Annotated in this window: 24 protein-coding genes; 22 read left to right on the top strand and 2 right to left on the bottom strand. The window is 46.6% G+C overall.

The features are described from left to right. Positions 1-27: 27 nt before the first annotated feature. The 18 genes from F9K33_01840 to F9K33_01925 all read left to right on the top strand — a co-directional run bounded on the left by F9K33_01840 (position 28) and on the right by F9K33_01925 (position 17,334). Positions 28-984 (top strand): hypothetical protein, encoded by a 957-nt coding sequence (locus F9K33_01840; GenBank protein KAB2881238.1) that lies wholly within the window; start codon positions 28-30, stop codon positions 982-984. 52 nt (positions 985-1,036) lie between these two features. Then, on the top strand, positions 1,037-2,065 hold the full coding sequence (locus tag F9K33_01845; protein ID KAB2881239.1) for a C4-dicarboxylate ABC transporter substrate-binding protein: 1,029 nt from the start codon (positions 1,037-1,039) through the stop codon (positions 2,063-2,065). Between the two features lie 3 nt (positions 2,066-2,068). Then, positions 2,069-3,913 (top strand): TRAP transporter large permease subunit, encoded by a 1,845-nt coding sequence (locus F9K33_01850; GenBank protein ID KAB2881240.1) that lies wholly within the window; start codon positions 2,069-2,071, stop codon positions 3,911-3,913. A gap of 65 nt (positions 3,914-3,978) precedes the next feature. After that, the gene (locus F9K33_01855; GenBank protein KAB2881241.1) at positions 3,979-4,359 is read left to right on the top strand and encodes a DUF1801 domain-containing protein; all 381 of its coding nucleotides are present in this window, start codon (positions 3,979-3,981) and stop codon (positions 4,357-4,359) included. Positions 4,360-4,382: 23 nt separating this feature from the next. Continuing rightward, the gene (locus F9K33_01860) at positions 4,383-4,676 is read left to right on the top strand and encodes a hypothetical protein (GenBank protein ID KAB2881242.1); all 294 of its coding nucleotides are present in this window, start codon (positions 4,383-4,385) and stop codon (positions 4,674-4,676) included. Between the two features lie 1,344 nt (positions 4,677-6,020). Continuing rightward, positions 6,021-6,944: a M28 family peptidase gene (locus F9K33_01865; GenBank protein ID KAB2881243.1), complete on the top strand. Its 924-nt coding sequence runs from the start codon at positions 6,021-6,023 to the stop codon at positions 6,942-6,944. An 84-nt stretch (positions 6,945-7,028) separates the two neighbouring features. Beyond that, positions 7,029-7,991: a hypothetical protein gene (locus tag F9K33_01870; GenBank protein ID KAB2881244.1), complete on the top strand. Its 963-nt coding sequence runs from the start codon at positions 7,029-7,031 to the stop codon at positions 7,989-7,991. Positions 7,992-8,056: 65 nt separating this feature from the next. Then, a complete protein-coding gene (gene tcmP, locus F9K33_01875) occupies positions 8,057-9,169 on the top strand; it encodes a three-Cys-motif partner protein TcmP (GenBank protein KAB2881245.1) in 1,113 nt (370 codons plus the stop codon). Continuing rightward, positions 9,170-9,949 carry a phage Gp37/Gp68 family protein gene (locus F9K33_01880; protein KAB2881246.1) on the top strand — a complete coding sequence of 260 codons (780 nt, stop codon included), beginning with the start codon at positions 9,170-9,172 and terminating at the stop codon, positions 9,947-9,949. 103 nt (positions 9,950-10,052) lie between these two features. Continuing rightward, entirely contained in the window at positions 10,053-11,432 is a 1,380-nt protein-coding gene (locus F9K33_01885; protein ID KAB2881247.1) for a hypothetical protein, read from the top strand. A gap of 402 nt (positions 11,433-11,834) precedes the next feature. Then, complete coding sequence (locus F9K33_01890) at positions 11,835-12,311, top strand: hypothetical protein (protein KAB2881248.1); 477 nt, start codon at positions 11,835-11,837, stop codon at positions 12,309-12,311. 68 nt (positions 12,312-12,379) lie between these two features. Beyond that, entirely contained in the window at positions 12,380-12,775 is a 396-nt protein-coding gene (locus F9K33_01895) for a VOC family protein (GenBank protein ID KAB2881249.1), read from the top strand. A 308-nt stretch (positions 12,776-13,083) separates the two neighbouring features. After that, the gene (locus tag F9K33_01900; protein ID KAB2881250.1) at positions 13,084-14,379 is read left to right on the top strand and encodes a hypothetical protein; all 1,296 of its coding nucleotides are present in this window, start codon (positions 13,084-13,086) and stop codon (positions 14,377-14,379) included. A 250-nt stretch (positions 14,380-14,629) separates the two neighbouring features. Further along, positions 14,630-14,947: a hypothetical protein gene (locus F9K33_01905; protein KAB2881251.1), complete on the top strand. Its 318-nt coding sequence runs from the start codon at positions 14,630-14,632 to the stop codon at positions 14,945-14,947. Positions 14,948-14,955: 8 nt separating this feature from the next. Then, the gene (locus F9K33_01910) at positions 14,956-15,456 is read left to right on the top strand and encodes a porin family protein (GenBank protein KAB2881252.1); all 501 of its coding nucleotides are present in this window, start codon (positions 14,956-14,958) and stop codon (positions 15,454-15,456) included. A 136-nt stretch (positions 15,457-15,592) separates the two neighbouring features. Further along, positions 15,593-16,258 (top strand): hypothetical protein, encoded by a 666-nt coding sequence (locus F9K33_01915; GenBank protein KAB2881253.1) that lies wholly within the window; start codon positions 15,593-15,595, stop codon positions 16,256-16,258. Positions 16,259-16,315: 57 nt separating this feature from the next. Then, positions 16,316-16,843: a GNAT family N-acetyltransferase gene (locus F9K33_01920; protein KAB2881254.1), complete on the top strand. Its 528-nt coding sequence runs from the start codon at positions 16,316-16,318 to the stop codon at positions 16,841-16,843. Next, positions 16,840-17,334: an isoprenylcysteine carboxylmethyltransferase family protein gene (locus tag F9K33_01925; GenBank protein ID KAB2881255.1), complete on the top strand. Its 495-nt coding sequence runs from the start codon at positions 16,840-16,842 to the stop codon at positions 17,332-17,334. Before F9K33_01920 ends, F9K33_01925 begins: the two co-directional genes overlap by 4 nt. Positions 17,335-17,346: 12 nt before the next feature. Here the strand turns inward: F9K33_01925 and F9K33_01930 are convergent, their stop codons facing one another. Next, entirely contained in the window at positions 17,347-19,782 is a 2,436-nt protein-coding gene (locus F9K33_01930; GenBank protein KAB2881256.1) for a TonB-dependent receptor, read from the bottom strand. 90 nt (positions 19,783-19,872) lie between these two features. Further along, entirely contained in the window at positions 19,873-20,610 is a 738-nt protein-coding gene (locus F9K33_01935) for a hypothetical protein (protein KAB2881257.1), read from the bottom strand. Between the two features lie 207 nt (positions 20,611-20,817). Here F9K33_01935 and F9K33_01940 point away from each other — a divergent pair, with 207 nt between their 5' ends. Genes F9K33_01940 through F9K33_01955 form a run of 4 tightly spaced genes read left to right on the top strand, consistent with a single transcriptional unit; the run spans position 20,818 to position 26,526 of the window. Next, entirely contained in the window at positions 20,818-21,495 is a 678-nt protein-coding gene (locus tag F9K33_01940; protein ID KAB2881258.1) for a response regulator transcription factor, read from the top strand. Then, positions 21,492-23,669 (top strand): TonB-dependent receptor, encoded by a 2,178-nt coding sequence (locus F9K33_01945; protein KAB2881259.1) that lies wholly within the window; start codon positions 21,492-21,494, stop codon positions 23,667-23,669. The genes F9K33_01940 and F9K33_01945 overlap by 4 nt, the downstream gene beginning before the upstream one ends. Continuing rightward, the gene (locus tag F9K33_01950) at positions 23,669-24,265 is read left to right on the top strand and encodes a YfiR family protein (GenBank protein ID KAB2881260.1); all 597 of its coding nucleotides are present in this window, start codon (positions 23,669-23,671) and stop codon (positions 24,263-24,265) included. The genes F9K33_01945 and F9K33_01950 overlap by 1 nt, the downstream gene beginning before the upstream one ends. Then, positions 24,262-26,526: a response regulator gene (locus F9K33_01955; GenBank protein KAB2881261.1), complete on the top strand. Its 2,265-nt coding sequence runs from the start codon at positions 24,262-24,264 to the stop codon at positions 26,524-26,526. The genes F9K33_01950 and F9K33_01955 overlap by 4 nt, the downstream gene beginning before the upstream one ends. Position 26,527 lies beyond the last annotated feature (1 nt).

A 26,527-nucleotide genomic window follows, 5' to 3' on the forward strand; every position in this document is an offset into this window, starting at 1 on the left:
AAGGTTAGTGAAGGCTCGGTGGTCGATTTGAATAAGATGTCTGACACCATATCAAGACTTTCGTGTTGGCTGATGGTATACGTTTGTGCGGGGCTAATTTCCGGATGTTCGGTGAAAACCATGGCTGTGAATTCTATAGCCGACGCCCTCAGTGAGGGTAATGCCGGCGTCTATGCGACGGATGACGATCCGGAGTTGGTCGGCGACGCGCTGCCGTTTGCCCTCAAGACGATGGAATCTCTTTTAGAAGCCACACCGCGGCACAAAAAACTGCTTATCGCCACTGCTTCCGGTTTTGTTTTGTATGCGCACGCGTACATCGTACGTCCGGCAGATGCGATGGAGTCGACCCATTTCGATGTTGCACGTGAACAGCGCGCGCGCGCCAAACGATTGTTCCTTCGGGCGCGAGGCTACGGACTGCGGGCGCTCGAACTTAACTATCCGTCCATTTCCGACTCGTTATTAAACAACCGGGTTTCGATATTGTCCAATTGCCGGAAGGAAGACGTCCCAGCCCTGTATTGGACTGCGGCCGCATGGGGCTCGGCCATTTCCGTAGCTAAGAGTGACATGGTTCTGGTGAGTAATTTCCCCGTTGCCGCGGCCATGATGGAACGAGCCTTGCAGCTTGACGAGGCGTGGGGTCAGGGCGCCATTCACGAGTTTTTTATTATCTTGTCTGCGGGAAAGTCGGAATCGGAAGGCGGCGGAATCAAGCAGGCAGAACGCCATTTTAACAGAGCAATGGAACTTAATGGCGGACGATCCATCAGTCCGTTAGTTACCATGGCAGAATCCGTTTGCGTATTGAAGCAGGATCGAATAAAGTTTGAACAGTTATTGAAACAAGCGCTGGAATTTGACGTCCATCGGTATCCCGAAAACCGGCTGGCGAATATATTCGCTCAGCGTAAGGCGCAAAATCTAATGCTCAATATTGACAATCTCTTTTTTGCAGATGGCGATGGATCAGAAAGATAGTTTTGAATAAGAATTCTGATAATTTATGTAACCAACGCGAGGAGCATATCCCATGATTTTCGGTATTATTCGGCCGGTTGTAATCTATTTATTTCTCCAGATATTTTGCACGGTTTCCATGTTTACAATGGATTCCGCGGAATACGAAAGCTCACGATCTGTCGTGATAAAGATGGCGACGCTGGCCCCCAGCGGTTCCGCGTGGCATGAGAATCTTAAGGAAATAGCTTCAGAGTGGAACCGCGCCAGCGGCGGCGCTGTGACGCTTCGTATCTATCCGGACGGTGTTGCCGGCGACGAATCGGATATGGTGCGCAAGATGCGTATCGGGCAGCTGCAGGGCGCCATGATCACCAATGCGGGCCTTAGCCGCTTCGTATCTGAAGCGAACGCGCTGACCATTCCGCTGGCGGTGGACTCATGGGAGTCATTGGACCGTGTACGCAACGCCATGAAACCGCGGCTGGAAAAACTTTTGGAGGAACAAGGGATCGTCGTACTTAACTGGGGGGACGCTGGATGGGTACGCTTTTTTGTGAACAATCCCGATCCTTCGGTCAAGACCGTGCAAAAAGCGAAACTTTTCGTCTGGTCGAGCGACGACGGCACAGCGGATGTATGGAAGGCTTCGGGCTTCAATGCTATTCCGCTCGCGTCTACGGACATTCTGCCCGGACTGCAAACCGGTATGATCAACGCATACAATTCCACAGCAACCATGGCGCTGGCAAGTCAGTGGTTCGCATTTACTCCCTACATGATCGATATGCCGTGGGCGCCGCTGATCGGCGTGACCGTGGTAACAAAAGACACGTGGGAAAAAATTCCGGAAACGACGCGCGACGAATTAAAACGAATCGCCGAAGACGCAGGGCAGCGTTTGCAAAAGGAAGTTCGTCGAATAGAAGATCAGGCTATCTCCGAAATGCAGAAACGCGGATTGAAAGTCATCAAGCCCAGTGAAGATCAATACAAAGAATGGCAAAAAGTCGCACAGGCATCTTATCCCAAAATTCGGGGATCTCTCATTCCGACCCAATGGTTTGACGATGCGATGCGTGCCGCGAAAGGCGAGAAATAATCTATGAGCGTTGACAGTTTGAATCAAAATATTCTCACGGAAAGACGCGTCTCGTCCAGGGCCGATAGGTTTCTGACCATTCCCGTGGTAACGGGGCTTTTGGTGATGGCGTTGATTCCGCTGATTATGACCATTGCGCGATGGGTACCCGATTTAACCATTGCCGGAGCCGCCGGCTGGGTTCAGCATCTGACTTTGTGGTTGGGTTTATTAGGTGCAACGGTGGCGACGTTACGGCGCCGCCATCTTTCAGTGACCGTCATACAACTTTTTAATGCAAACCGGTTCACACCGGCAGTGGATCTCATTGCGGGCGCCGGCGCTGTCGGGATCCTGATCTGTTTAATGATTGCATCTATCAATTTGGTCATTGCCCAATACCCAAGTCCTGAAAACCTCGCAGGCTGGTTCCCGATTTGGTTTGCGCAAACCGCCATGCCCGTAGGATTTCTCGCGATGGCCGTCTCGACGGTAGTGGCATCTGCAGCAAATTGGCGTAAGCGTTTGCTGCTCGCCGGGCTGTCGCTGTTATTCGGCCCGATTCTGGCGTTATTACCGGAGAGTCTATACCAATTTATAACCCTTCCTGGAAGCATTGCACTTCTCGGCCTGGCTTTACTCGGGATGCCGCTGTACGCTGTTCTTGGCGGCGCAGGTCTGCTATTATTTTTTACAATGGATATTCCTATTGCGGCGGTTTCTGCGGAAACTTACCGGATAGTTACTCAACCGGTATTGCCAAGCATTCCTTTATTCGCGCTAGCAGGATCCGTGTTGGCCGCCGGCGGCGCGCCGCAGCGTCTGGTTCGTCTCGTGCAAGCCTGGACCGGTTGGTTACCCGGCGGGGTCGTGCTGTCAACGGTGATCGGTTGCGCGATATTTACCGCAATCACCGGCGCGTCGGGCGTGACGATTATCGCTTTGGGCGGATTGCTCTTGCCGGTACTGATGGCATCGAAATTTGATCGCCGCTTCAGTATCGGACTGCTGACCGCATCCGGTTCCGTTGGTTTATTATTGCCGCCGAGCCTGCCGGTAATATTGTACGGCATTTACGGACACGTTGCTATCGATCAGTTATTTATCGCCGGTCTGGTGCCCGGCTTGCTTTTGATACTCATGCTCAGCACGTACAGCGTATACCGCAGCCGCGCTCAGAAAAATCCAAGACCGCCCTTTGATTTTAATGAAGCTCTTAAAGCTACGTGGATGTCAAGAGGGGATCTGATCCTTCCGTTGTTAATATTTGTTGGCCTGTTTGGCGGATTCCTGACGGTTGTCGAGACCGCGGCGTTTACGGCGTTGTGGGCTATATTGCTGGAGGTGGTTATTCACCGGCAACTGGATCTGCGGCGTAAGTTGCCGGCGGCTATGATGGACTCGGCTGTGCTTATCGGCGCGCTGCTGGCGGTACTGGGAATGGCTCTGGGTTTGGTCTCATATCTTGTGGATGAGCAGATTCCTACGAGAGTCACGGAATGGGTCGTGAGCACCATTGAATCCAAATTTGTTTTTTTGCTGATACTCAACGCGCTGCTTCTTTTGGTTGGCGCGCTTATGGATATTTTTTCAGCTATCGTCGTGGTAGTGCCTTTGATCGCGCCTATCGGGCTCGCGTTTGGCGTTGATCCCGCGCACCTTGGTATTATTTTTCTTGCCAATCTTGAACTCGGCTACCTTACTCCGCCGGTAGGTATGAATCTTTTTTTCTCTTCTTTGCGCTTCGAGCGTCCTCTGGTGGAGATCTTCAGTACGGTCGTTCCGTTTCTAATCATTTTTGTTGCTTGGGTGCTACTGATCACGTATGTACCGGCGTTGACGGTTGATGTAGTCGGAATGTTCCAATAACCTGCAAGGCTAAGCGGGTACATTTGACTTTCGCGTCATGCCGATATTTTGCTAAAGAAAATTGTATGGATAAGATGAAAAAACCGGTCACGACCATCGATGAATATATCGAGTCGTTCCCGATCGACGTGCAGGATATGCTGCAGACCTTACGCCGAACCATAAAAAATTCCGCTCCAAAAGCAGTTGAAGCGATCAGTTATCAAATACCGACGTTCAAACTGCATGGCAATCTTGTTCACTTTGCCGCCTACAAACATCATATCGGATTCTATCCCACCTCATCGCCCGTCAAAGTATTTGCCAAGGAACTTACTTCGTACAAGACCTCCAAAGGCGCGATACAGTTTCCCATCGGGGAACCGTTGCCGCTGGCGCTGGTGCGGAAGATCGTGAGATTCAGGGTCAAAGAAAGTACGGAAAAGGCTAAGAGAAAAATTAAATAGCGCCGCCATACCTCAGGCCGGATTTGTATTTTACCGGCCTTGAAAAAAATGCCGAGGAAACTCGAGTTCACAGCCAAAGTTTTCTCAGCCAGAGGCTGATCCGCCTCCGGCGTGATTTCCCGCTTTCTTTTCAAAAAGAAAGCGGATCCAAGTGTTTACTTTATAGCGATGTCGCCATCATAAAAACACCTGTGAAGTCTTTTCTTTCTTTTGCTGGCTCAAAAGAAAGAAACAAAGAAAAGAGCCAAGGCTATGGAAAAACGCCGGAACTGGAGTTCGCTAATGTTGGTGGCAGAAAACAGTTCTTAACATTTTAGAGTTGCCATAAGTTTACAATCTGTTCCACGTTTTCTGCTGAAATGATATCGCGAACTCCGGTTCAGTCTCGGCGTTTTTCCAAGGCCTGAAAATCAGAATACAAAAAACACATTTGCCTTGTACTAGGTATTTGCATCCCCGGCCTTGAAAAAAATGCCGAGGAAACCCGCGTTCGCAGTATTATAAATGCGAAAAACGGCTTTCATAAACGTTCTGATTTCGTGTATCGTTAAGATAGAGAATCGTTTTTCGCAACCATTCTGCGAACGAGGGTTTAGGCATTTTTTTCACAGCCGCTATTTTCTTTGCTGCTTTCTTTTGTGCCAAAAGAAAGCAGATCCAGGTGTTTACTTTATCGCGAGGCTGTCATCATACGAAAACCCTGTGAAGCCTTTCTTTCTTTTGCTCGTCCATAAAGAAGAGAATCCAATATTCATTTTCTAAGCGAGGTGTTACTTTCTTTGCCTTGATGCAAAGAAAGTAACCAAAGAAAAATCAAGGCTGGCGAAAAAACGCCTGAACCTCTGCTCGCTCCGCTACGCCGAAAAAACTCACAGCCTGAGGCTGCTCAGACAGTTTTCGGCGCTTTACGCGTCGCTCGCTTCGGTTCTTAACGGCGTTTTTCCGCAGGCCGGAAAGAAAATCAAAGAACTACATCTAAAGTATAATTTGTCTTTGTATTCTCCGGCCTTGAAAAAAATGCCGAGGAAACCCGAGTTCGCAGCATTAATTTTTTTCACAGCCGCTATTTTCTCAGCCGAAGGCTGATCCGCCTTTGGCGTGATTTGCTGCTTTCTTTTGGCACAAAAGAAAGCAGATCCAAGTGTTTACTTTAAGTAATAGCTCTAATAATATGAAAATGCCGTGAAGCCTTTCTTTCTTTTGCTCGTGCAAAAGAAAGAAACAAAGAAAAGCACGAAGGCTATGGAAAAACGCCGGAACCGGAGTTCGCTAATGTTGGTGGCAGAAAACAGTTCTTAACATTTTAAAGTTGTCATACGCTTACGATCTGTTCCACGTTTTCTGCTGAAATGATATCGCGAACTCCGGTTCAGTCTCGGCGTTTTTCCAAGGCCTGAAAATCAGAATACAAAAAACACATTTGCCTTGTACTAGGTATTTGCATCCCCGGCCTTGAAAAAAATGCCGAGGAAACCCGAGTTCGCGCTTTAACCCCACCCTATCTCCCTCCCCTTGCTAAGGGGAGGGAGATAGGGTGGGGTCTTTCCCGCAGGCCGAAAACCGCTCTATACTTCGCGCAAATAATTGCTTGAAAATGGCATGCCCGCGCTGTACATTATCCCCGTCTATTAGCCGTTCTTTTCTATCGTAGGAATATTATCATGAAAACCATTCTCCTACTTTTACTTATTACAACAACCGGCTTTTCCCAAAAGCTGATACTGACGGAGCGCGCCGACCCGTCGCTGTTGGAAGCCACAGTACGATTTCTCGCCGACACGATCGGCGGGCGAAGCTACCAACAAAAATCCGCGCTCAAACGCGCATCGGAATACATTCAGCAAAAATTTACCGAATTCAGCCTCACGCCAAAACTTCAGACCTACACGGTGAACGGCGAAGAGTATGAAAATATCTACGCCGAGATCGTCGGGGAATCCGAAAAGGCCTTCGTCATCGGCGCGCATTACGACACGTATTCCGACCTGCCCGGCGCGGATGACAATGCGTCCGGCGTCGCGGGGCTGATCGAAACCGCCCGGCTCGTGTCGCAATCGGGCAAGCCTTCCTACACGCTCGTCTTCGTAGCTTTCACGCTGGAGGAACCGCCCTTTTTCAGAACAGAGAATATGGGCAGTTACCGTTTCGCTAAAATGCTGGCCGATTCCGGCCGCGCCGTCATAGGCATGGCGAGCATCGAGATGATCGGGTATTTTTCCGATAAGAAAATACAGGAATATCCGTCGTCGCTCTTCAAGATATTCTATCCGTCGGAGGGAAATTTCATCGCGTCGGTGTCCAATTTCGGTTCCTCTTCACTGGCCGACGAGTACCAGGACCATGCGCAATTGCTCAAAGAGATCGACTGCGCCCAGCTTGCCGCGCCGTCCGCCGTGCAAGGAGTCGACTTCAGCGATCATCTGAATTTCTGGCGCTTCGGGATCGACGCCTTCATGATCACCGATACGGCTTTCCTGAGGAACCGTAACTATCACACGCGCAACGACAAAGCCGATAACTTAGACTACCTGCGCATGAGCTTCGTCGTCAATGCGCTGGCGAATATGGCGATGGGGAAGTTTTGAAATAGGAAACCCTTGATAATGGAATAAGCGCCATGTACATTATCCCCGATAATTAAAGTTCTTTTCTATCGTAGGAAATTAAATATGAAGCTGTTACTAGTATTAATCTTCTTCACGTGTTCCTGCTTGCAAAAAGCACCGCAAGAAAAAAATCCCAATATCATTTTTGGTAAAATAATGAGCGGGGTGGATTCGCTTCTAATCGTGACAAAACCAAAAAACAACCTCATTGTACAGTGTTTTGATTTTGTAAAATTCAAAATAAGATCAAATGAGATCAGCCTGGTTTATGATACCATGAAGTATGCGCTTGATAGTTGCGCGGCTTTTGGGGTAGACAAAAACGGTAAACCGGCCATTATATTTGGAAAATTCTTTATTGACTTGTATCCTCAAAACGCCTCAACCGCATATTCAATTTTGATCCATGAATTCCAGCACGCCTACGACTCTTATATAAACAAAGACCTGTATCAAATCTCGCTCGGGAATCCGATCGAAAAGACCTATTTTGAAATGGATGCCGCTACGGTTCAGGCAGTTTTTATCAGGGACTATTTGAAAAATTATGAGATTTCCCCGTTTGAAGTCTATTTGAAAGATAATCTTCAGTTTGGAATGACAGGGGTATCGCTTTTTTTCAATAGCACCGATCTGGACCTTCTGCATGAAATGGATCGATTCAAAGACAGTCCGGCTGATCTGAAAGGTTCGATGAAAGCTTTTACAGATATGGGCAAATCGATTACGGACACTACGACATTTTCCGAAGAAAGGCCGGATTGGGAAAATTACATAAATCTCATCAGACTTCTGACGTATTGTTATTACGGGCCGCAGGTAGCTTATGATATAGCAAATAAGAAAGACCCAAAGGTTGATTCAATCCCTGACTTTTCATTTGATAATTATCCGGGCGTTCATGCCACGATCTTGGCAGCTCAGGATAAATTTTATGATAATATTAAGTATCTTCAGTTTAACGATCGCGTCGACTCGAACTATAATAATTATTTCTATGAAGCGATTCAAAAAAGCGGAGAGTGAGGGTGCGACAAATGCGCTGGCGAATATGGCGAGGGGGAAGTTTTAAAATAGGGGGAGAATGAGAAATGTCTTACAAAGATTTACACGAAGAACCATTTGACGATAGCACAATCGCGAAACTTGAAATTTTTGAAGATTATGCACAAGCATGGCTACCCACGTTTATCATGCAAGGTGTCCCTAAGATTTGTATTTTTGATTTTTTTGCTGGAACCGGATATGACAAAATCGGAATCGCCGGAAGCCCAATACGCATATTAGAACAAATCAAGGTTCAACTTGGTCATGTCTTCCAGAAAAAAACTAAAATAGAAGTTTATTTGAATGAGTTTGAGCCAAACAAGAAGAAACAAAATAAATTTGAACTTTTGAAAAGATCATGCTCTAATTATCTGAATGAAAATAAAGATGTTGAGCGGGCAATCGAGATTCATTATTTAAATCATGATTTTGAAGAAATTTTTCCTTTACTTTTATCTAAAATAAGGGACTTTCCATCATTAGTATACCTTGATCAAAACGGTATCAAATTCTTATCTGATAAGTACTTTTTAGAATTAGAAAAAACAAGACAAACAGATTTTCTTTATTTTGTATCGGCCTCATATTTCTGGCGTTTTGGTGAGAATTTAGAATTCAAGATGCATCTTGATATCGATATGACTGAAGCAAAAAAACATCCGTATAAGTTTATACATAGAAGCATTATTGAGCAATTAAGAAAAAAATTGCCAACCGGAACAAAGCTTAAGTTATATCCGTTTTCCTTAAAGAAGGGTGCAAACATATATGGTATCATTTTTGGCGCATCACATCCATTTGCAGTGGATAAATTCTTGACTATTGCGTGGAGGAGAAATGAAACAAATGGTCAAGCAAACTTTGATATAGATGAAGACGCGCAGAAAGAACAAGTTGACATGTTTTTTGGGAAGAAGCTGACCAAAGTAGAAGATTTTAAACAGAATGTGAGAAGAAAAGTTCTAAACAGAGAAATTATCAACAATTTTCAGTTATATGACTTTGCATTAGAAGAAGGTCATATTGGGACTCATGCTGCAGAATGTCTAAAGCACATGAAGAAAAATAATGAAATTACGTATGATGGAATCTCACCACTGGTTACTTATGACAACGTTTATAATCAAAAAAGACAACTAGAGTATAAAAGACCATAAATGAAGTATAGTAAAATAGAATGGACAGAAGCAACTTGGAATCCTTCCATTGGTTGTGATAAAGTTTCAGCGGGATGCAAATTCTGTTATGCTGAGGTCATGGCTCAACGATTACAAGCCATGAGAACTCCTGGTTATGAAAATGGATTTGAATTCAAGATCTTACCTGAACGAATTGAAGCTCCATTGAAAATTAACAAACCTACTAAGTTCTTTGTTAATTCAATGAGTGATTTGTTTCATGAAAGAATGCCTTATGCTTTTCTAGATAGAGTATTTGCGACTATTCGAAAAACGCCACATCATACGTATCAGATACTAACTAAACGAGAAATGAATTTAGAAAAATATTTTCGTTCAAGAATTGTTCCGGATAACGTTTGGTTAGGTGTGACCGTTGAAATATCAAAGAAGAAAAATCGAATCGATGTACTTCGAAATATCGATGCAAAAATAAGATTTCTTTCAATTGAGCCATTGCTGGAAAATATTGGGAAGCTTGACTTGGCCGGAATTCATTGGGTAATTGTTGGCGGTGAAAGCGGACACGGTGCTAGGCCAATGAAGCCTGAATGGGCTATTGACATTCAAAGACAATGTGATAAACAGAATGTTTCTTTTTTCTTTAAGCAATGGGGAGCTTGGGGTGCCGATGGACTGAAGAGGAACAAAAAAGCTAATGGACGAATTCTTTTAGGAAAAGAATGGAACGAAGAGCCTAAGTACGAATTGCCGAAAAAGAAATTAGTTCAAAATTCTATGAGGCCTCAAGCTTTGTAGTGGTGATCGCTTATTAAATTCTTCAAAAACACGCCCGCTTTGTTATGCTTCCTTCACATCCCTTAATCAAAAATAACTCATCCATATTTTAACTAGTAAGCACATGAAAAAAACACTCCCCATCATCACATTTCTTTTCATCTTCACCCTCCACCTCCCCGCTCAAACCGTCACCCATATCGATCCGGCGACATTGACGGAGCTTGAGAAGTCCTGCGTAGAGGACGAGCCGCTGAAAGCGGCTCAGAATGCGATGGCGCAGACGGACGGGAAGGTCGTCAGCCAGAATTGGGAAAAGATCGCCGGCGTCGATCCGTATTTTTCCATTCGCCTGAAGGATCAGAAGATCACCGATCAGAAAAGCACCGGCCGCTGCTGGATGTTTTCCGGGCTGAATATCGTACGTCCTTCGGTGACCAGCCGGCTGAATTGCCGGGATATCGAATTGTCCCAGGCATATCTGTATTTCTATGAAAAACTCGAGAAGGCCAATCTTTTTCTGAATGCCGTCATCGAGACGAGGAAACAGCTTTACACCGAGCGGTCGGTCGAGAACCTGATGAAGCAGGTCGTGCAGGACGGGCAGAATTGGCACGGCTTCACCGCGCTGGTGAAAAAATACGGCGTCGTGCCCAAGGACGTCATGCCGGAAACGCACAGCGCGTCGAATTCCGCGCACGTGATCCACGTTCTCAGCCTGCGGCTCAAGCAGGCGGCGATGAAAATCCGCAGTGAATCCAGCGACAAGAAAATCGCCGAGATCAAGATGCAGGCGCTCAAGGATGTGTACCGCATTCTTGTGATCAATTTTGGCACGCCGCCGAAAGAATTCACCTGGCGGTATATGACGGCGGAGGATAAACTCTCGCCTTTGAAGACGTACACGCCGCAGCAATTCTACCGCGACGCGATCGGGGACGAACTGGACGATTATTACCCGCTCTATTCCGTTCCGACGTTGGCCTTCAATAAAAAATTCGAGATCGACCTGAACCGCATCATCAGCGATCAGCCGAATTTATATTTTGTCAATTGCGATCTCGCGGTGCTGAAGGACGTCGCGCGCAAGTCCGTGGAGGACAGCAATGCGGTATGGTTCGGCTGCGACGTAGGGCAGGAATCCAATTGGGACAAGGGCCTGATGACGCCGGGGATCTACGATCTCAAGTCGCTGTACGGGATCGATTTTACCATGACAAGGAAAGAATTATTTGAGACGTACTCGAGCATTCCTACGCATAATATGGTTTTTACGGGCATCGACATCGTTAACGGGAAAGTGAAAAAATGGCTGGTGGAGAATTCCTGGGGCGACAGTAAAGGGAAGAACGGGTATTTTATCATGATGGATGAGTGGTTCGATCTTTACGTGCAGGAAGTGGTCGTTCACAGGAAATATATTCCGAAGGATGTGATGGACGCGTTCAAGTTAAAAGCGACGACGCTGCCGGCGTGGGATCCGATGATGGAGAGGGTGAAGTGAGAACCGCCCCCTGTCTCCCCCGCCTTGCCAAGGCGGGGGCGCGTACTAATTTAGTTTGTAAGATTTATTTTTGTGGGGGGCGGTTATTAAGCGACGGGGAATGAATACCGAAAGCGAAACACGTGTTGGTGATTTGAAATTATAGTATGTCAGTTCGAGAGTGCTATTGGCAAACGAGAACTTCTCGTTCGCTACACTTCACTCGAAGTGACACAGCCTGTCTCCCTTGAAAAGGGGGCCGGGGGGATTGGTGTAATCTGTGTACGAATCTCTGTTCTTTGAAATATAGATTTAATTTTGTGTTTGAATGGTTCTACCTGCAACGGGGTTAAATCCCCCTAACCCCCATTTCACGTTGGAATGAATCGTTTGCATTGCTCATTTTTGAAAGGTATCCATTTTATGGAGAAACAGGGAAAATATAATCAGACCCACTTTGCGCTTATTCTCATTGTGTTGATGATCATCATATCTTGTGACAAAAACGACAACGAGATCAAAGGAATCACGCGCACCGATGCCAATGGAAATATTTTATCGGTCGACGAAGACGACTGGGTGATGCGCTCGTCCGCGCCGTCTGAAAATGAACCGTCCATTTCACCGCCTTATCCGAACCCGGTAACGGGCCCGTTACAATTTAAGTTCGGCCTGGCGGATACCATGCGAGTGACTTTTCAGATCAGGAACTCGAAAAAAATTGTCAGAACCCTGCTCGAGAGCGAACTTCGCCAGTCCGGTTTTCATACGATCCTTTGGGACTTAAAGGGCGATGACGGGGAAACGGTTCCGGACGGCCTCTACCGGTGTATTATAACATTTTTGTACGGCGACACAACATTCAATACCTACGGTGACATTGAAGTTGACGTGATGTGAAAACTATTGCTCATTAACATAAATATTCATTACTCTCAAAGATCATACAGCCTACCGTGGAAATTTTTATGTCCCAAAAACTCGCACATGTTGCCATCGTTGTTTCAGACTACGATGAAGCGATAGAATATTACACGAAGAAATTAGGGTTTGTTCTTGTGGAAAACACGAAACTCAGCGATACGAAACGCTGGGTGGTCGTAGCGCCGCCGAGAGGAAACGGATGCAGTTTATTGTTAGCCAAAGCGGCGAATGAAAAACAACAATCGCGTATCGGCGATCAGACGGGCGGACGGGTGTTTTTATTTTTGCACACGGACGATTTTCGCGGTGATTATGAACGAATGAAAAAGGCCGGTGTGGAGTTTACCGAGGAACCTAGGCGCGAGCCATATGGCTGGGTCGTTGTTTTCAAAGATCTATATGGGAATAAATGGGATTTGATTGAGAAAGAGACCATATGACAAAAAATGAAAAACATATAACAAGAAATGAATAACGTAAAAGTGGAACACCTAAGCATTTTTTGGTATTTATTAAATGTGCTTATCGGGTTGGCTCACAAATGAAAGAGAACTCTTCAGTCTGAGCGAAGTCGAAGACTGATTTTACTAAACTTGGTCATGGTTCGACAAGCCTGTCCTGAGCCCTGCCGAAGGGCTCACCATGACGTAGGTGAGTAAACCTGATAAGCACATTGTTACATGTTATTCATTAAAAATCAGGCTACGAATTTTTGTTAAAGTCACAGAACTTACACATTGGAGATAAAATGATACGGTTGATCATTGGAATGATGATAAGCACAGCCATTCCGCTATACTCACAAGAACAACCCATCGATCCGGTTCTGGCGCATCACTATTTTACGGAAATGCAGGACATCGGGCAAAAGGACGCCGGCGCTCTTTGGGGCGTAGCGCTAAACGGGCCGGTGATATTCGTTGATCCGTCGACGCGAACGGTTGTAGCCAATCAGCCGGATCAGGAAGGATTCCTTTCAAAAAAAGACGGCGTCTTTTTCGGGTCTCTCCCAACGGATAAGATCATTGCGAACACGTCGATCGATTGGGCCGGAGTCCAGTGGACCATGATCATCTGGCCGCTGCCCAAGGATGTGAATGACCGCGCGCGTTTGATGGCGCATGAATCGTTTCATCGCGTGCAGAATGAACTCGGTTTGCCGATGACGAACCCGCCCAACGTTCATTTAGACACACCCGAAGGACGATTGTGGATGCGCCTGGAATGGCGTGCGCTGGGAAAAGCGCTGATGTCCTCCGGCGCCGCGCGGCTCGCGGCTGTTGAAGATGCGCTGGCCTTTCGAACGTACCGGCAATCGCTGTTCCCCAATGCGGCGGCCGATGAACGTTCTCTCGAAATAAACGAAGGTGTTGCTGAATATACGGGATTTAAACTCTGCGGACTTTCGGGTTCCGGCGTTTTGGAATACGCGGCGGCGGAACTGGAACGATTCGAAAACAGAAAAAGTTATGTTCGTTCCTTCGCGTATGCGTCAGGACCGGCGTATGGTTTATTGCTCGATGAAGCGGGCATGAATTGGCGCCAAGGACTCAAGCCGGCCAGCGATTTTGGTGTTCTCCTTCAACAAGCCTATGCTGCGAAGCTACCGGTGATGACGAAAGACGCATTGATACAGCGCGGGAAGAACTACAACTACGACGCGCTGCTGACCGCTGAAACGGAGCGGGACAACGCGCAGAAAAAGCGCACGGCAGGCTTTAAAGCCAAACTGGTGGAAGGCCCGGCGCTGATCATGCCGCTTCAGCAAGCGAATATCGAATTTGATCCCAATACGGTACAGCCGATGGGTGAACTGGGTACGGTGTATCCGACAACGCGATTGGTAGACGTGTGGGGGGTATTAACCGTCGAAAGCGGCGGCGCGCTGGTTAATTCAAATTGGTCTGAAATTCGGGTTACTGCAAGTGGAATAACAGATGATCGTGCGGTCAAAGGCGATGGATGGAAACTGGAATTGAATGCGGGATGGAAACTTGTTCGCGCTGAGCGGGCCGGCGATTGGACGGTTAAAAAAACGGATTGACATTAATTCGGAGCAGAAAACTTATGAAACTTATCTTTGTATGGATCTTTATTTTGTATGCAAGCATCGTCGCCTGCCGCGATGGCGGTGATGTGCCCATGCGGACACCAGATTTTCAGCCGCCGGTAGTGACGGGACTGTATGTCACTAATGATTTTGTTATTGTCGAGACCTGGCGCAACCCGTCGGGCGGAGAAATATCGGGACGTTTCCCAGCATTACCAATATTTTTACAGACATTCGATTCATCTTGCCAGAATCCGCAGAGGGAACGGTTTGGATCACTTCTGCATCCATCGAGAATAGCGTTTTGCTCACTACGTATAGCGGCGGACAATATGCGGTTATTCCGGGGGTTTCTGTCAGGACGTTTCCCAAACAGAATTATCTTGGTTCATTTCTGAATCATGTTCAATGGGATTTGAAAGACGATCAGGGAAATAAAGTTAAACCTGGATTCTATCGGGTTTTTGTTCAAACGGATGATGATTTTCTTTTTACCGATATGTTCGTATACCATGACTGTTCGGATATTCCGCTCGGAATTAAAACCAATATTTGTAACTAAGGAGATTTATGAAGGCAACCTATGTATTGTTTTGTATGATGTTCGCGACGAATATCGTTTTCTCCCAAGATCAAGTGATTCAAAGAAAGATCGGTTTGTCCACTTCGCTTCAAAAGGAACAACTCGATATTTCTATACCCATTCGCACGTCGGAATATTTCGTTCTCGCGCCGTCTCTCAAAGTTATTTATGTTGAGGACGCAGGGACAGAATTCGGTTTCGGCGCATCGGTCAAACGTTATTTCCGTAATACTAAAGTAGCTCCGTACGTCACGGGCCGAGCTTCCTTATTCGGATTGGAATCGAAAACAGACGATTCGTCGTGGCTGGATTTCGGGTTCGGCCTTGGCTTGGGCGCCGACTATTTTTTCGATCCAAATTTCAGTATTGGTATCGAAGCGCAAGTAAATAGCACTGTGTCCGATAAAAACTCCTATCGATTCGGGAATCCCGGAGGAACGAATGTCAATACAGCAACCGCGATCACCGCGTCGATCTATTTTTTCTGATTACTTATATTGAAATAGACGCTTATCGGGCTTGAGCTTGTGAAGGATGATCAGTATTACTTTGTACGCCTTGCCCGATATGTAGGATGAAATAAATACTATTGGCGGTCTATATTACTCAACTAAGGGATACCTTATGAAAAGACATTTCTTTTGCTTGCTGTCGCTCTTGATTTCGTCGTCCGCCTTTTGTCAGGGTGAATATCTGAAGCCCGGACAAAGCGGACAGATCTTCAGCTTCGGGTACTCAAAAGATGAAGGCGCAAGGTCTTATTTCGGGACGGCCGGATTTTCTTACCGAACGATATTTGAAGGCGGTGTGGACATCGGAAGAACCACTTCGCCGAAACCGGAATTTGGTTCCAGAATTCAGACAACCGGTATAACTCCCTACATAGCATTCCATGATAAGAATGAAGAGTATGTCTCTTTTATCATGGGCATTAACCGTCAGTGGGCAACACACTCCTCACAAGACTTAGATGATGAAGACCTGAAGCTGTCATCCAAATCGTATGGAGTATTTCTAAAGCTGTACCGGGGATTTTCTATTTCAACAAAAACATCCGTTATCCCGTATGTTGCATTCGGCTATGACATGATAAAATCAACGTTAGAAGACGATAACGGCAATAAGGACTCGGATGATGATAATGTACGATCAATCGGTATTGGATTACCCCTTATATATACCAACGGAGACGGTAATAAAGTCGTCGCACTGCCGGCAATGGTTTACGCCAAAAAAAATGTTACATTCAGCGTTAGTATCGGATTTGTTTTTGCGGGGACGAGGATATAGCAGATAATAGCCGATCACATCCTTACAAAATGAGTTCACTAACATAACCGATGTTTTATGAAACAGATTCTTGAAACGGACCGTCTGATCATCCGTGAATTGAATTCCCATGACGCGGAATTTATTTTGAAATTGGTTAACACACCGGCGTGGTTAAAATTTATCGGCGACCGTGGGGTGAAAAATTTAGACGACGCGAAAAAATACATTGAAAACGGCCCGGTCAAAAGTTATGCGGATAATGGTTTCGGACTTTATTTAATGGAATTGAAAAACGAAAAGGCGCCCATCGGCATGTGCGGACTGATCAAAAGGGACTTTCTGCCAGATCCGGATATTGGATTCGCCCTGATGCCGGAATTCGAAGGCAAAGGTTACGGCTATGAATCCGCGTCGGCCGTGCTATCGTACGGGCAAAGACAATTGGGATTGGCGAAAATCGTTGCGGTTACCGTCAGAGAAAATGTGAATTCCATTCATCTGCTCGAAAAAATCGGCTTACGCGAGGAAGGTACAGTCGTCTATCCGGGAACCGATGAAGAACTGCTTTTATTTGGTGTGGAATTCAACGGACAGGGAAAATGAGAACGAACAAAATCAGCGGCATGATCGGTCGAAGCCCTATTAACCCGTTCCTGTTTGTAGTTGGAAAGTTAGCATTCATAGCCTCCGGATTCTTTTTCCTCATAACCATCATAGTTCCGATAAGCCTGCTCTATAGTAGCCGTGCGACATCGATCATTGGAATAATGCTGCTCGTTACGGGCTTTTGTTTGGCCGGCTTCGCGTTGTTTCATCTGGGAGAATCCGTGGCGGTCGGCCTTCCCGACCGGCAGACCGCCCTCAAGACCCGCGGACTATACCGATTCAGCCGGAACCCCGTTTATGTGGGAGGCATCCTGATGTGTATCGGTTCCTGCTTATATGCCATTCATGTTCTGAATATCTTACTGTTTATGACCGCGCTAATAATTCACCATGCCATTATTCTTAAAGAAGAAGAATATTTAGAAAACAAATTCGGATCGGCCTGGCTGGAGTATAAAAAACGTGTGCCAAGATATATTGGAATATGATCAGCTTCCAAATCAAAACTCCCAAACGACTCCCACAAACGGCGTGATGCCGAGCCATTTTTCTTTTTGCTTATACCAGGTAAAATCGCTTGCATCGGCAGATGATATTTCATGATCCTGCCCGCTGACGTTCGTGTGATTCAAAACGTTGATCACATGCAGGAAAAGAGTGATTTTTCCTTTCGACGTATAAAAATATTTGTTGATTCGTGCATCCAGGCGCTGATACGACGGATAACGGCTGGTATTAAATGTTCCGTAATCATGAAAATAAGCATACGATCCGTCCGGCCTTTGCAAACGTACTAAGTCGAAATCAGTAAATGACCAGCCGCTGCGGTATTGCCACGCCAGATTAAACTGCCATCCCGGATTCAGGCGATAATAGGCGTCTATATTAAGCGTATGCCGCTGATCCCACGGCCGGGACTGCACGCCGGTTCGTGCGGTCATATTCCCGGCAAAAGTAACATCGGTTACATCGTCGGTAGCTTTCGATAACACATAACTCAGCCACCATGACAGCTTTTCTCCGGAATCGTATTTCAGATAGAACTCCAACCCCTTGGCCGTTGCTTTAGTGACCGTTAGTTTGACCAAATCGTCTCTGGACTCGGGATAAAATTCGTCGATATCGGCGCCTAACGTAGCGTAGGTGACCGGTACCCTGGTGATTTTTTTCAAATACGCTTCACTGCGGAAATAAAGTCCGTTATCAAATTGGTGATCTACGCCGAACACAAAATGCTCTGCTTTCTGAGCCGGAAGCATTGACGTTTCTTCAAATTGAATTCTTAATTCGTCCGGAGCCTGTGTCTGATAATAATATCCCCATCCGCCTCTCAGCGATGTTTTTTTCGTAACCGCATAGAGCGCATTAAGCCTTGGGCTCCATAAATTTTCCTGCGTGTAGGACGCGTGGTCATACCGGATGCCGGTTTCCAGCGTCAAAGGAGGCAAAACGCGAAATCGGGTTGATAAATAAAATGCGAACTGACTTCCGGACAATTTCTTCTGAGCGTTAAACAACACGCTCCGGTTTAGAATCGTGTCGCCGGGAGACAGCAGTTCGTTTCGGATATTCTTGGAATAGTCGTAATCTACATGCGATCGTTTCATATCATACCCGAACTTGACGAAGAATTTATCTGAAGGTTCAAAATTCCAATCCTGCTTGAATCCAAAAAATCTAAAATCTCTGGTATCGTTGATCGTGCCGCTGTTAAAATGTGCTTTGGGATCGTTGTCAAAATTATTCCAGAACCGATCTTGGTTCAACAGACCGCCATAGATCATACTGCGCGCAAATAAGTTCGATCGGAAATACGACTTCAGGGTAAGCCAGCCGTACTTGCTGCCGTAGTGCGTATCGGAGAAATCGATATTGGGAACCGTTATCCCAGGCTCTAATTCCTCTTCATCCAGTTTGTACGTATCGTCTGCAACGAAAACATGAGCTGAAATGGCCTGTTTCTCAGAAAGTTTATGCTCAACTTTTCCAAGAATATCGTAGTAGGTAGGATTAAGTTTAAATTCGTTACCCATCATCCGGTTCAGAATATCGAGATACCCTCTTCTGGCGGAGATCATCCATGAACTCCTGCCGTCATTGAAGCTTCGCATAGAGAATGCGCGTGAATTGATAAGACTTATTCCAACGGCCGATTGGCTTTTCTCACCGGGTCTAGGTTGTTTGGTGGTCATATTGAGGACGCCGCTCATCCTATCGCCGTATTCCGCCGTAAAGCCGCCGGTGGAAAAATCCACGCTTTCTATGGTTTCCGCATCGATGGTACTGAAAAGCCCTCCTCCGAAATCTTTTTGATGAAACGGTTTGTAAATTTGCATGCCGTCGATCATCACCAAAACTTCGTCCACGTCGCCGCCGCGAATATAGAATTTCGCCGCGAGATCGTTGCCGGAGACGCCGGGAACCCTCTGCACGGCGCGCGTAATATCTTCCGCCCATCCGAGCATCTGGATGTCTTCATGCGTCAAGGTTTGATTGGACGGCTTAACGTCCATCAGCGAATAGCTTCCTGCGGAAATGACAAGCTCTTTTAGCTGAATGGCCTGCTCTTCCATCTCGACAATATTAATGTCTAATGTGTCATTTCCCTTTACCTCGACATGGTGAAGTATTTCAGCATACCCGATCATGTTAAAGCGCAGCGTGTAGTTTCCCGCAGACAATTTGGAAATAAGAAACGCTCCTTTTCGGTTCGTGGCGGCGCCCAATCGGGTGTTCTCCACAGTTACATTCGCTCCGACCAGAGGTTTCCGAGTCGATTTGTCAAGAACCGTTCCTTTAATGACGCCGGGAGCCTTGGTTTGGGCGGTAGTCGCTATTTTTCTATCTGCTATGATGCGGTTGCTGTCTCCTGCTGCTTCTACGGGGTAATTTCCGAATACGCAGAAGGTGAATAGAAATGAGATTAACAAGTTCATTATACACCTCCAAGTTGATCGGATCGAACATTCTTTAATAATTCATGCCTACAGGTCGCTGTAATACTAAAACTCCCAGCTGCATCAGGTCTAGGGCGTAATCGAAACCAGGTCTTCGTATCCGCCTTCGCCTTTGGTTCCTTCCGCGCGTAATAGACCGATTCCCGGGGCGTAAATTTTATTCTCTTCAATGCCCGGTTCCAGTAGTGCGTATTCTAATGTGCGCAGGCAATTGGTAAAAGTTCCGTACGGCACGGTCAGCGTTTCGCCTATGCTCAACACCTGTGCCACATCCTCAGCTTCTCCTTTATAATATTCCTGACGGTACCATACGCCGACCAAAGGTTCTGCGAGCATAATAATTCCAGGCAATGCGCCGTCGACGCCGGCCGTCCAGGAGCCGGAGGAATTCACCGGAACGCCATTCTCGATCTCGTGCGTATCTTCCCCGAAATACCACACGTTGCCGTCGCGATCCTGCGCGTACCAATCATACGTATCTTCTACCAGCACGTCATTTTCATATTCTCGTGCGCGTACAACCCGGCATGCCACGCCCATGATGGTCTTAAGGCTGTCAGTAATGATTTCTTCTACGGTCACGGGAACGCCATCCTCGTCTTCACCTTCATACGTCAGTGTTTTTCCAACCGAAAGCGGGAAATATAAATTACCCGTGATCGAATCTCCCGGAAAAAAGTCGGCGGGATCGATCGTCACCACGTAGGGCGAGTCGGCCGGATTTGAAGGATCAACACCATCTTCCTTGTCACATCCTGCTGGAAAAAATGATGCTACAACTAAAAGGATCCACACAACTGATTTCATAACGTCCTCCTTTGGTTTAATGGTAAAAAATTGATTACAAATCAGCGTTAATTCTAAAGTGATCTGAGTAAGCGCGCGTGTTAATATAAACCGCCGAACCTTAAGCCAACCTTAAATGAGCGTTAAAGTTACTAAGGTAACGTTTTATACGTTGCGTTCCGTAACGGACGGGGTTATATTTATTTGTCACAAGCGGAGTGTAAGTCGATGCGAATTCTGATTATTGAAGACGATGCGCGGCTGGCTCGGTTTCTCAAAACCGGTTTGACCCAGGACGGCTTTGCCGTGGATGTGGCCGGGGACGGAGAATCGGCGCTGGTGGAATTCGGAGTCAACAGTTATGACCTGGTGATCCTCGATTGGAAACTGCCCGGTATGAACGGTATTGCCGTATGCAAAGAAATCCGTAAACGCGCATCGCATGTTCCGATTCTGTTTCTTACCGCCCAGGATTCTATTAACAACAAGGTTGAAGGTCTCGAATCCGGCGCCGACGATTATCTCACCAAGCCGTTCTCTTTTATGGAACTCGCGGCACGGCTCCAGGCTTTGCTTCGCCGCCGCTATTCGCCGCTTGAAACCTTTGAGATCGATGATCTGGTATTGAATGTTCAGGAAAGGAAAGTTACCCGCGGCGGGAAACGAATTGAATTATCTAATAAGGAATTTGCGATCCTGGAATTCTTTATGCGCAACAGGAACCGCCTGATCACGCACGCCGCTTTGTCCAATCATGTTTGGGAAATCGATTTTGATACGGGCACTAATGTCATTTACGTGTACGTGACGCAGCTTCGGAATAAACTGAATTGCGGTTCGCGCCGGCCGCTTATTCATACCGTGCGCGGCGCAGGATATATTTTCAAAGAGCCGGAGGAATTATGAAACGCCGCCCACGAAAAAATACACAGGGAGTTACCGCCGTGCCGGCTTTGACCGGCTTGCTGCTTTGCCTCTTGTTGGGATCGTCTCGCATCGCCGCTCAGGATACGACCAGTATTTTTCGGTTGTCAATCGAAGAACTGATGAACGTCAGCGTGGAAGTGTCCACCGCGATGAAATCGGCTACATCGTATGATGAAGCGCCTGCTGCCGTGTACGTCATCACTCGGGAAGATATGGACCGTATGGGCTTGCGAACTCTAGGCGCCGCATTGAATTTCGTTCCGGGTTTCACTGTGGGAAAATCGATATTGAGCGGGCACCAGAAAAATATTTACGTACGCGGGGAATTCAGTTCTCTCTCAGAAGGCATTCTCATTTTGCGTGACGGCCAGAGATTAAATGACGGTATCACCGGCGGAGCTATGGCGTTTACACCGGACTATCTGCTGGATAATGTGAAACAAATAGAAGTGCTGCGCGGGCCCGCCAGCGCGCTCTATGGCGCTAATGCTTTCGTGGCCGTCGTCAACATCATCTCCAGCCGGCCTGGCAATGCGCCTCGTTCGTTTTTTTCCACGCAGGCCGGTAATCGCGGGAGTATAGACCTGCATGGCCAACATACTTTAACGGTGGGCAAGAAGACCGATGCGGTCGTATACGGAAGCCTGTTTCAACTTGATGATCCGATAAAGCAGCGGGATATACATCAGTCCATTTATGACAGCACCTCCGATACATTTATTCCGCGTGAATTTTTAAACCGAACCAACCGGGAGAAAACGCTGCTCGCAAATCTTGGCGCGTCTCTAAATTACCATAATCTGGAATTAGACGCCTATTTGGATGGATCGCGCAGCCGGAACCATTGGGGATCGGGTTCTGCTTCAAATGCGGATTCCCTGCAAAATGAGCATCAGACAAAAAACTTCCGTATGGGCGCAAAGTATACCGCCGCTCTGATGAAGAAACATCGTTTGACCTCACTTGCTAGTTACTCCATTCACCGCAGTAAGAATGACTACAAGATGAATAATTTTCGGTCCGTATTGTCACCGGATTTAAATCCATCCGGGGCGTCTTTCCTTCTTGAATCGGACTTACAAACGTCGACGCTGAACATGGAATCTTTTGCAGAATTAAATCTTAGTCGGGACCATAGAACAGTTTTGGGCTTGCATGTGCAGGTAGACCGAATTGAGAAACTGGAATCGAATGTCGGCGCCAACGATGTCAACAACGACGGGATCTTTGATATTCAAGCTTCGGATGATTCCCTCGAGATTCTCTTTGGGCGTTCGGTCAATACCGTATACGCGGCATTCCTGCAACATACCTGGTCGCCATCCGAACGATTGATTGTCACCGGCGGAACCCGTTTTGATAAATATACCGATTTCGGCCTCAGGGTGAGTCCGCGATTGACCGTCGTTTATCGTCCTGTGAGATCCTTTATAGTCAAAGGTTTGTACGGGCGCGCTTTCAGAGCGCCAACATTTTTTGAGACGCATCAGAGCGACCTGAACGCTATCGATGTAATAGAAAATCCTAATCTCAAACCCGAAACGATTGAAACATGGGAAATGCAGCTGACATTAAAACCCTCGGTAAGCCTTTCGCTTTCCGTGAACGCCTTCCTTAACGACGTACAACATGTCATCAGACCTGTTGCCGAACAATCCGGTGTTCCTACTCAATCCAAATTTCAAAATGCAGGCAGCCGGGATTGGCGTGGAGTAGAAATTGATTTGCAGTATGCTCCACAGAGTAATATTACTTTTTTTGGCAATTATTCTTATACGCAGGCTGCCGATGAAAAATTAGCCGATGTCGAGGATCCGGTGTACGGCATTCCACAGCATTCGGTGAACTTAGCCCTCAATCTGACCCGGGGAAAATATAATCTGAATCTGAATGCCTTTTCGCGTTTCGGATGGAACGATGTGCCGGAATATAATTCTTCCACGGTAAAACTGGATCGAATCGATCTTGTGCCGTATACGATAGTCAACGCCAGGTTTATGGTAAAAAATATCTGGAAATCGCTGACGCTCAGTTTGGATATTTATAATATTTTGAACCGTGAATCATATTTCACAGACGACCGGGTTTTCGTGCCGCAGGCCATCGCGGGAAATAACCGGAGATTCATGGCAGGCGTGAAGTATACATTCTAATGAAGTTTATAATGAGCATAATTGATGAAATCATAGTTGTTTCGCATAGTCTAAGGCGCGGGATCATAGCCGGCTTGCTGGTATGCACCATGACGTCTTACGGCGCCTCGCAGGAAAATAGAAACACCTACGGTATCCATAAAATCCAGGCCGCCTTTATTTACAATTTTATCGATTTTGTAAAATGGCCGGATCATTTGAACAAAAACTCAGGAGGGCAAATAACCATAGGCATCCTCGGCAGCGATAATTTCGGGAATGCGTTTGACGAAGTGGACGGTACGACCGTTCACGGAAAAACGCTGAAGATACAAAAATCGGGCCGGCTCGAAGAACTGCTGAACTGCTGGATTTTATTTGTAGCATCGTCCGAATCGCGGCAGTTGGAAAATATTCTAAAGTCAGTGGCCGGTAAACCGATTTTAACGGTGAGTGATATGGAGGAATTCACACGGCGCGGCGGTATGATCCAGTTCTATCCGGTAGAAATAAACGGAGAAGTAAAAGTCAGATTTGATGTGAATAAACAACGCGCAGATCAATCCGGCCTTACGATCAGTTATCAATTATTGTCTCTTGCGAGGCCCAGGCCATGAGCAACCCATTTCACAAACTTTTAATCCGGCAAAAGCTGATCGTTATCATCATGGCGGTCACCACGGCGGCGTTAATCGTGGTTGCTACCGCCTTTGTCGCGTATGACGTCGTGTCGCATCGAATCATGTTGGAAGAAGAGATCAAAGTTCTGGCTGCCATTACCGGAAATAATTGTAATGCGGCTCTTCGTTTCGACGATGCGGAAGGCGCAAAAAATGTTCTGAGCAATTTGAATAGCCATCATTCCATAACCGCCGCCGCCGTTTTTTCTGCGGACAATAAATTATTTGCCAAATATCAGCGCGCGGAAAATACAGATACGGAACTTCCGGAAATGCATGCGGGCAATCCAGGAGTATATTGGTTCGGCGGCTTTATGTGGGTCATACAGCCAATTCGGTCGCACGACAGCGATATCGGTTCCATCGCGCTGCAGACCGATCTGCATTCGATCGATGACATCCTGCTCCAGGATAGCATGGTAGTGGCCGCTTTGTTTTTGTTGGCGTGTATTGCCGCGTTCCTGCTCGCCTCAAAATTACAGCGCATTATCGTCACGCCTATCATCAGTCTTGCGGAGACGGCAAAACAAGTTTCGTTAACTAAGAATTATAAATTGCATGCGCCTCATTACTATGAAGACGAGGTGGCGGATCTGACCAACGCGTTTAACGAGATGCTGGAGGAAATTGAGAAACGAGAGACGTCGCTTAAAACCTATCGGGACCAACTCGAAAATTTGGTCGAGGAGCGCACACATAAGCTTAAGGAAACGAATGAACTTCTTCAGTCGGAAATAGTGGAACGTGAAAAAACTCAGGAGAAACTGATCGAGGCTAAAGAAGAAGCCGAAAAAGCGAATCGGCTTAAGTCGCAGTTTCTTGCCAATATGAGCCATGAACTCAGAACACCCATGAATTCCATCCTCGGTTTCTCAAACATATTGATGCGTTACAAGGACGGGAAAGTGAGGGAATTCGCCGAGACGATCAGCCGGAGCGGAAAACGGCTCATGGTTCTCATAGACGACGTGCTTGATCTTTCCAAAGTGGAGGCAGGAAAAACACACATATGCCGGAATGTTTTTTTGCTGAAGAATTTGGAATCGATACAAGATACCATCGCGCCGTTATTACAAGACAAACCGGTAAAATTTTCCATGCACTTTGATCCGAACCTTCCGGAATCCATTTATTCCGACGAAACCAAGGTCATTCAGGTTCTGACTAATCTGGTTAGTAACGCCATTAAATTCACCCATTCCGGCTCTGTAAAAGTCGATTGCGAGTTTCGTGAAGTTGAAAATAAAATCCTGTTTACAGTAAAGGACACCGGCATCGGAATAAAGCCGGAATATCTCGATTTGATCTTCGAAGAATTTTACCAAATAAACCGGGACAAAAACAAGCAGACGGGTTCCGGGCTCGGCTTAGCTATCTGTAAACAAATTGTAGAAGCATTGGGCGGGGATCTGCAGGTCGAATCGGTTTTTGGACAAGGTTCTATATTTCGTTTTACGGTAAATACCGATTCCGCGCCAAAACAGATATCCGTTCGAGAAACGGTTAAATCCGACTTCCAGCGCTCTCTGGACGTCGGAGGCCGGCCGGCCGATTACGGCCATGGCAAAAACTCTAAATTAATTTTGATCGCCGAAGATGAAGAAACAAACCAAAAACTCTATCATGAGATCCTGCGGAATTTCGATTATCATATTGTCGGCGACGGACGCGCGGCGCTGGAATGGTGCCGGCAGGAGAAACCGGATGTCGTGCTCATGGATATCATGATGCCGGTTATGAACGGCGAAGAGGCGCTTAAAAACATACGAAGTGATCCCAAGCTGCAGAGCATTCACGTTATTGCTGTTACGGCAAAGGCGATGGTGGGCGACCGTGAATCTTTACTGGCTCAGGGTTTTGACGATTATCTTTCAAAACCCATTGATGAAGTCGCGTTGAAATCGAAATTGAAAAAATACGGCATCACGCCATGGTACGATAGTACGGAAGACGATGAAATCAAGACAACGCTTTCCAATGGAGAGATTATTACAAAAATCGACATGTTGATGAAATTGAAATTCTTCCAAAGCAGGGAAATCAAATCTGTGCTGGAGAGTTTGAGCGGCGCAACCTCCGGCGCCTTGCAGAAAGAAATGCAAGCGCTTCTTCGCACTTATCGGAGCCGAAACGAAAGTCTTTTTTACGCAGAAGTTTCCAGGCTCAAGGAAACGCTTTCAATATCGAAAGAAATGTGAA

It is taken from the genome of bacterium (assembly GCA_008933615.1).
GTDB lineage: Bacteria > CLD3 > CLD3 > SB21 > SB21 > SB21.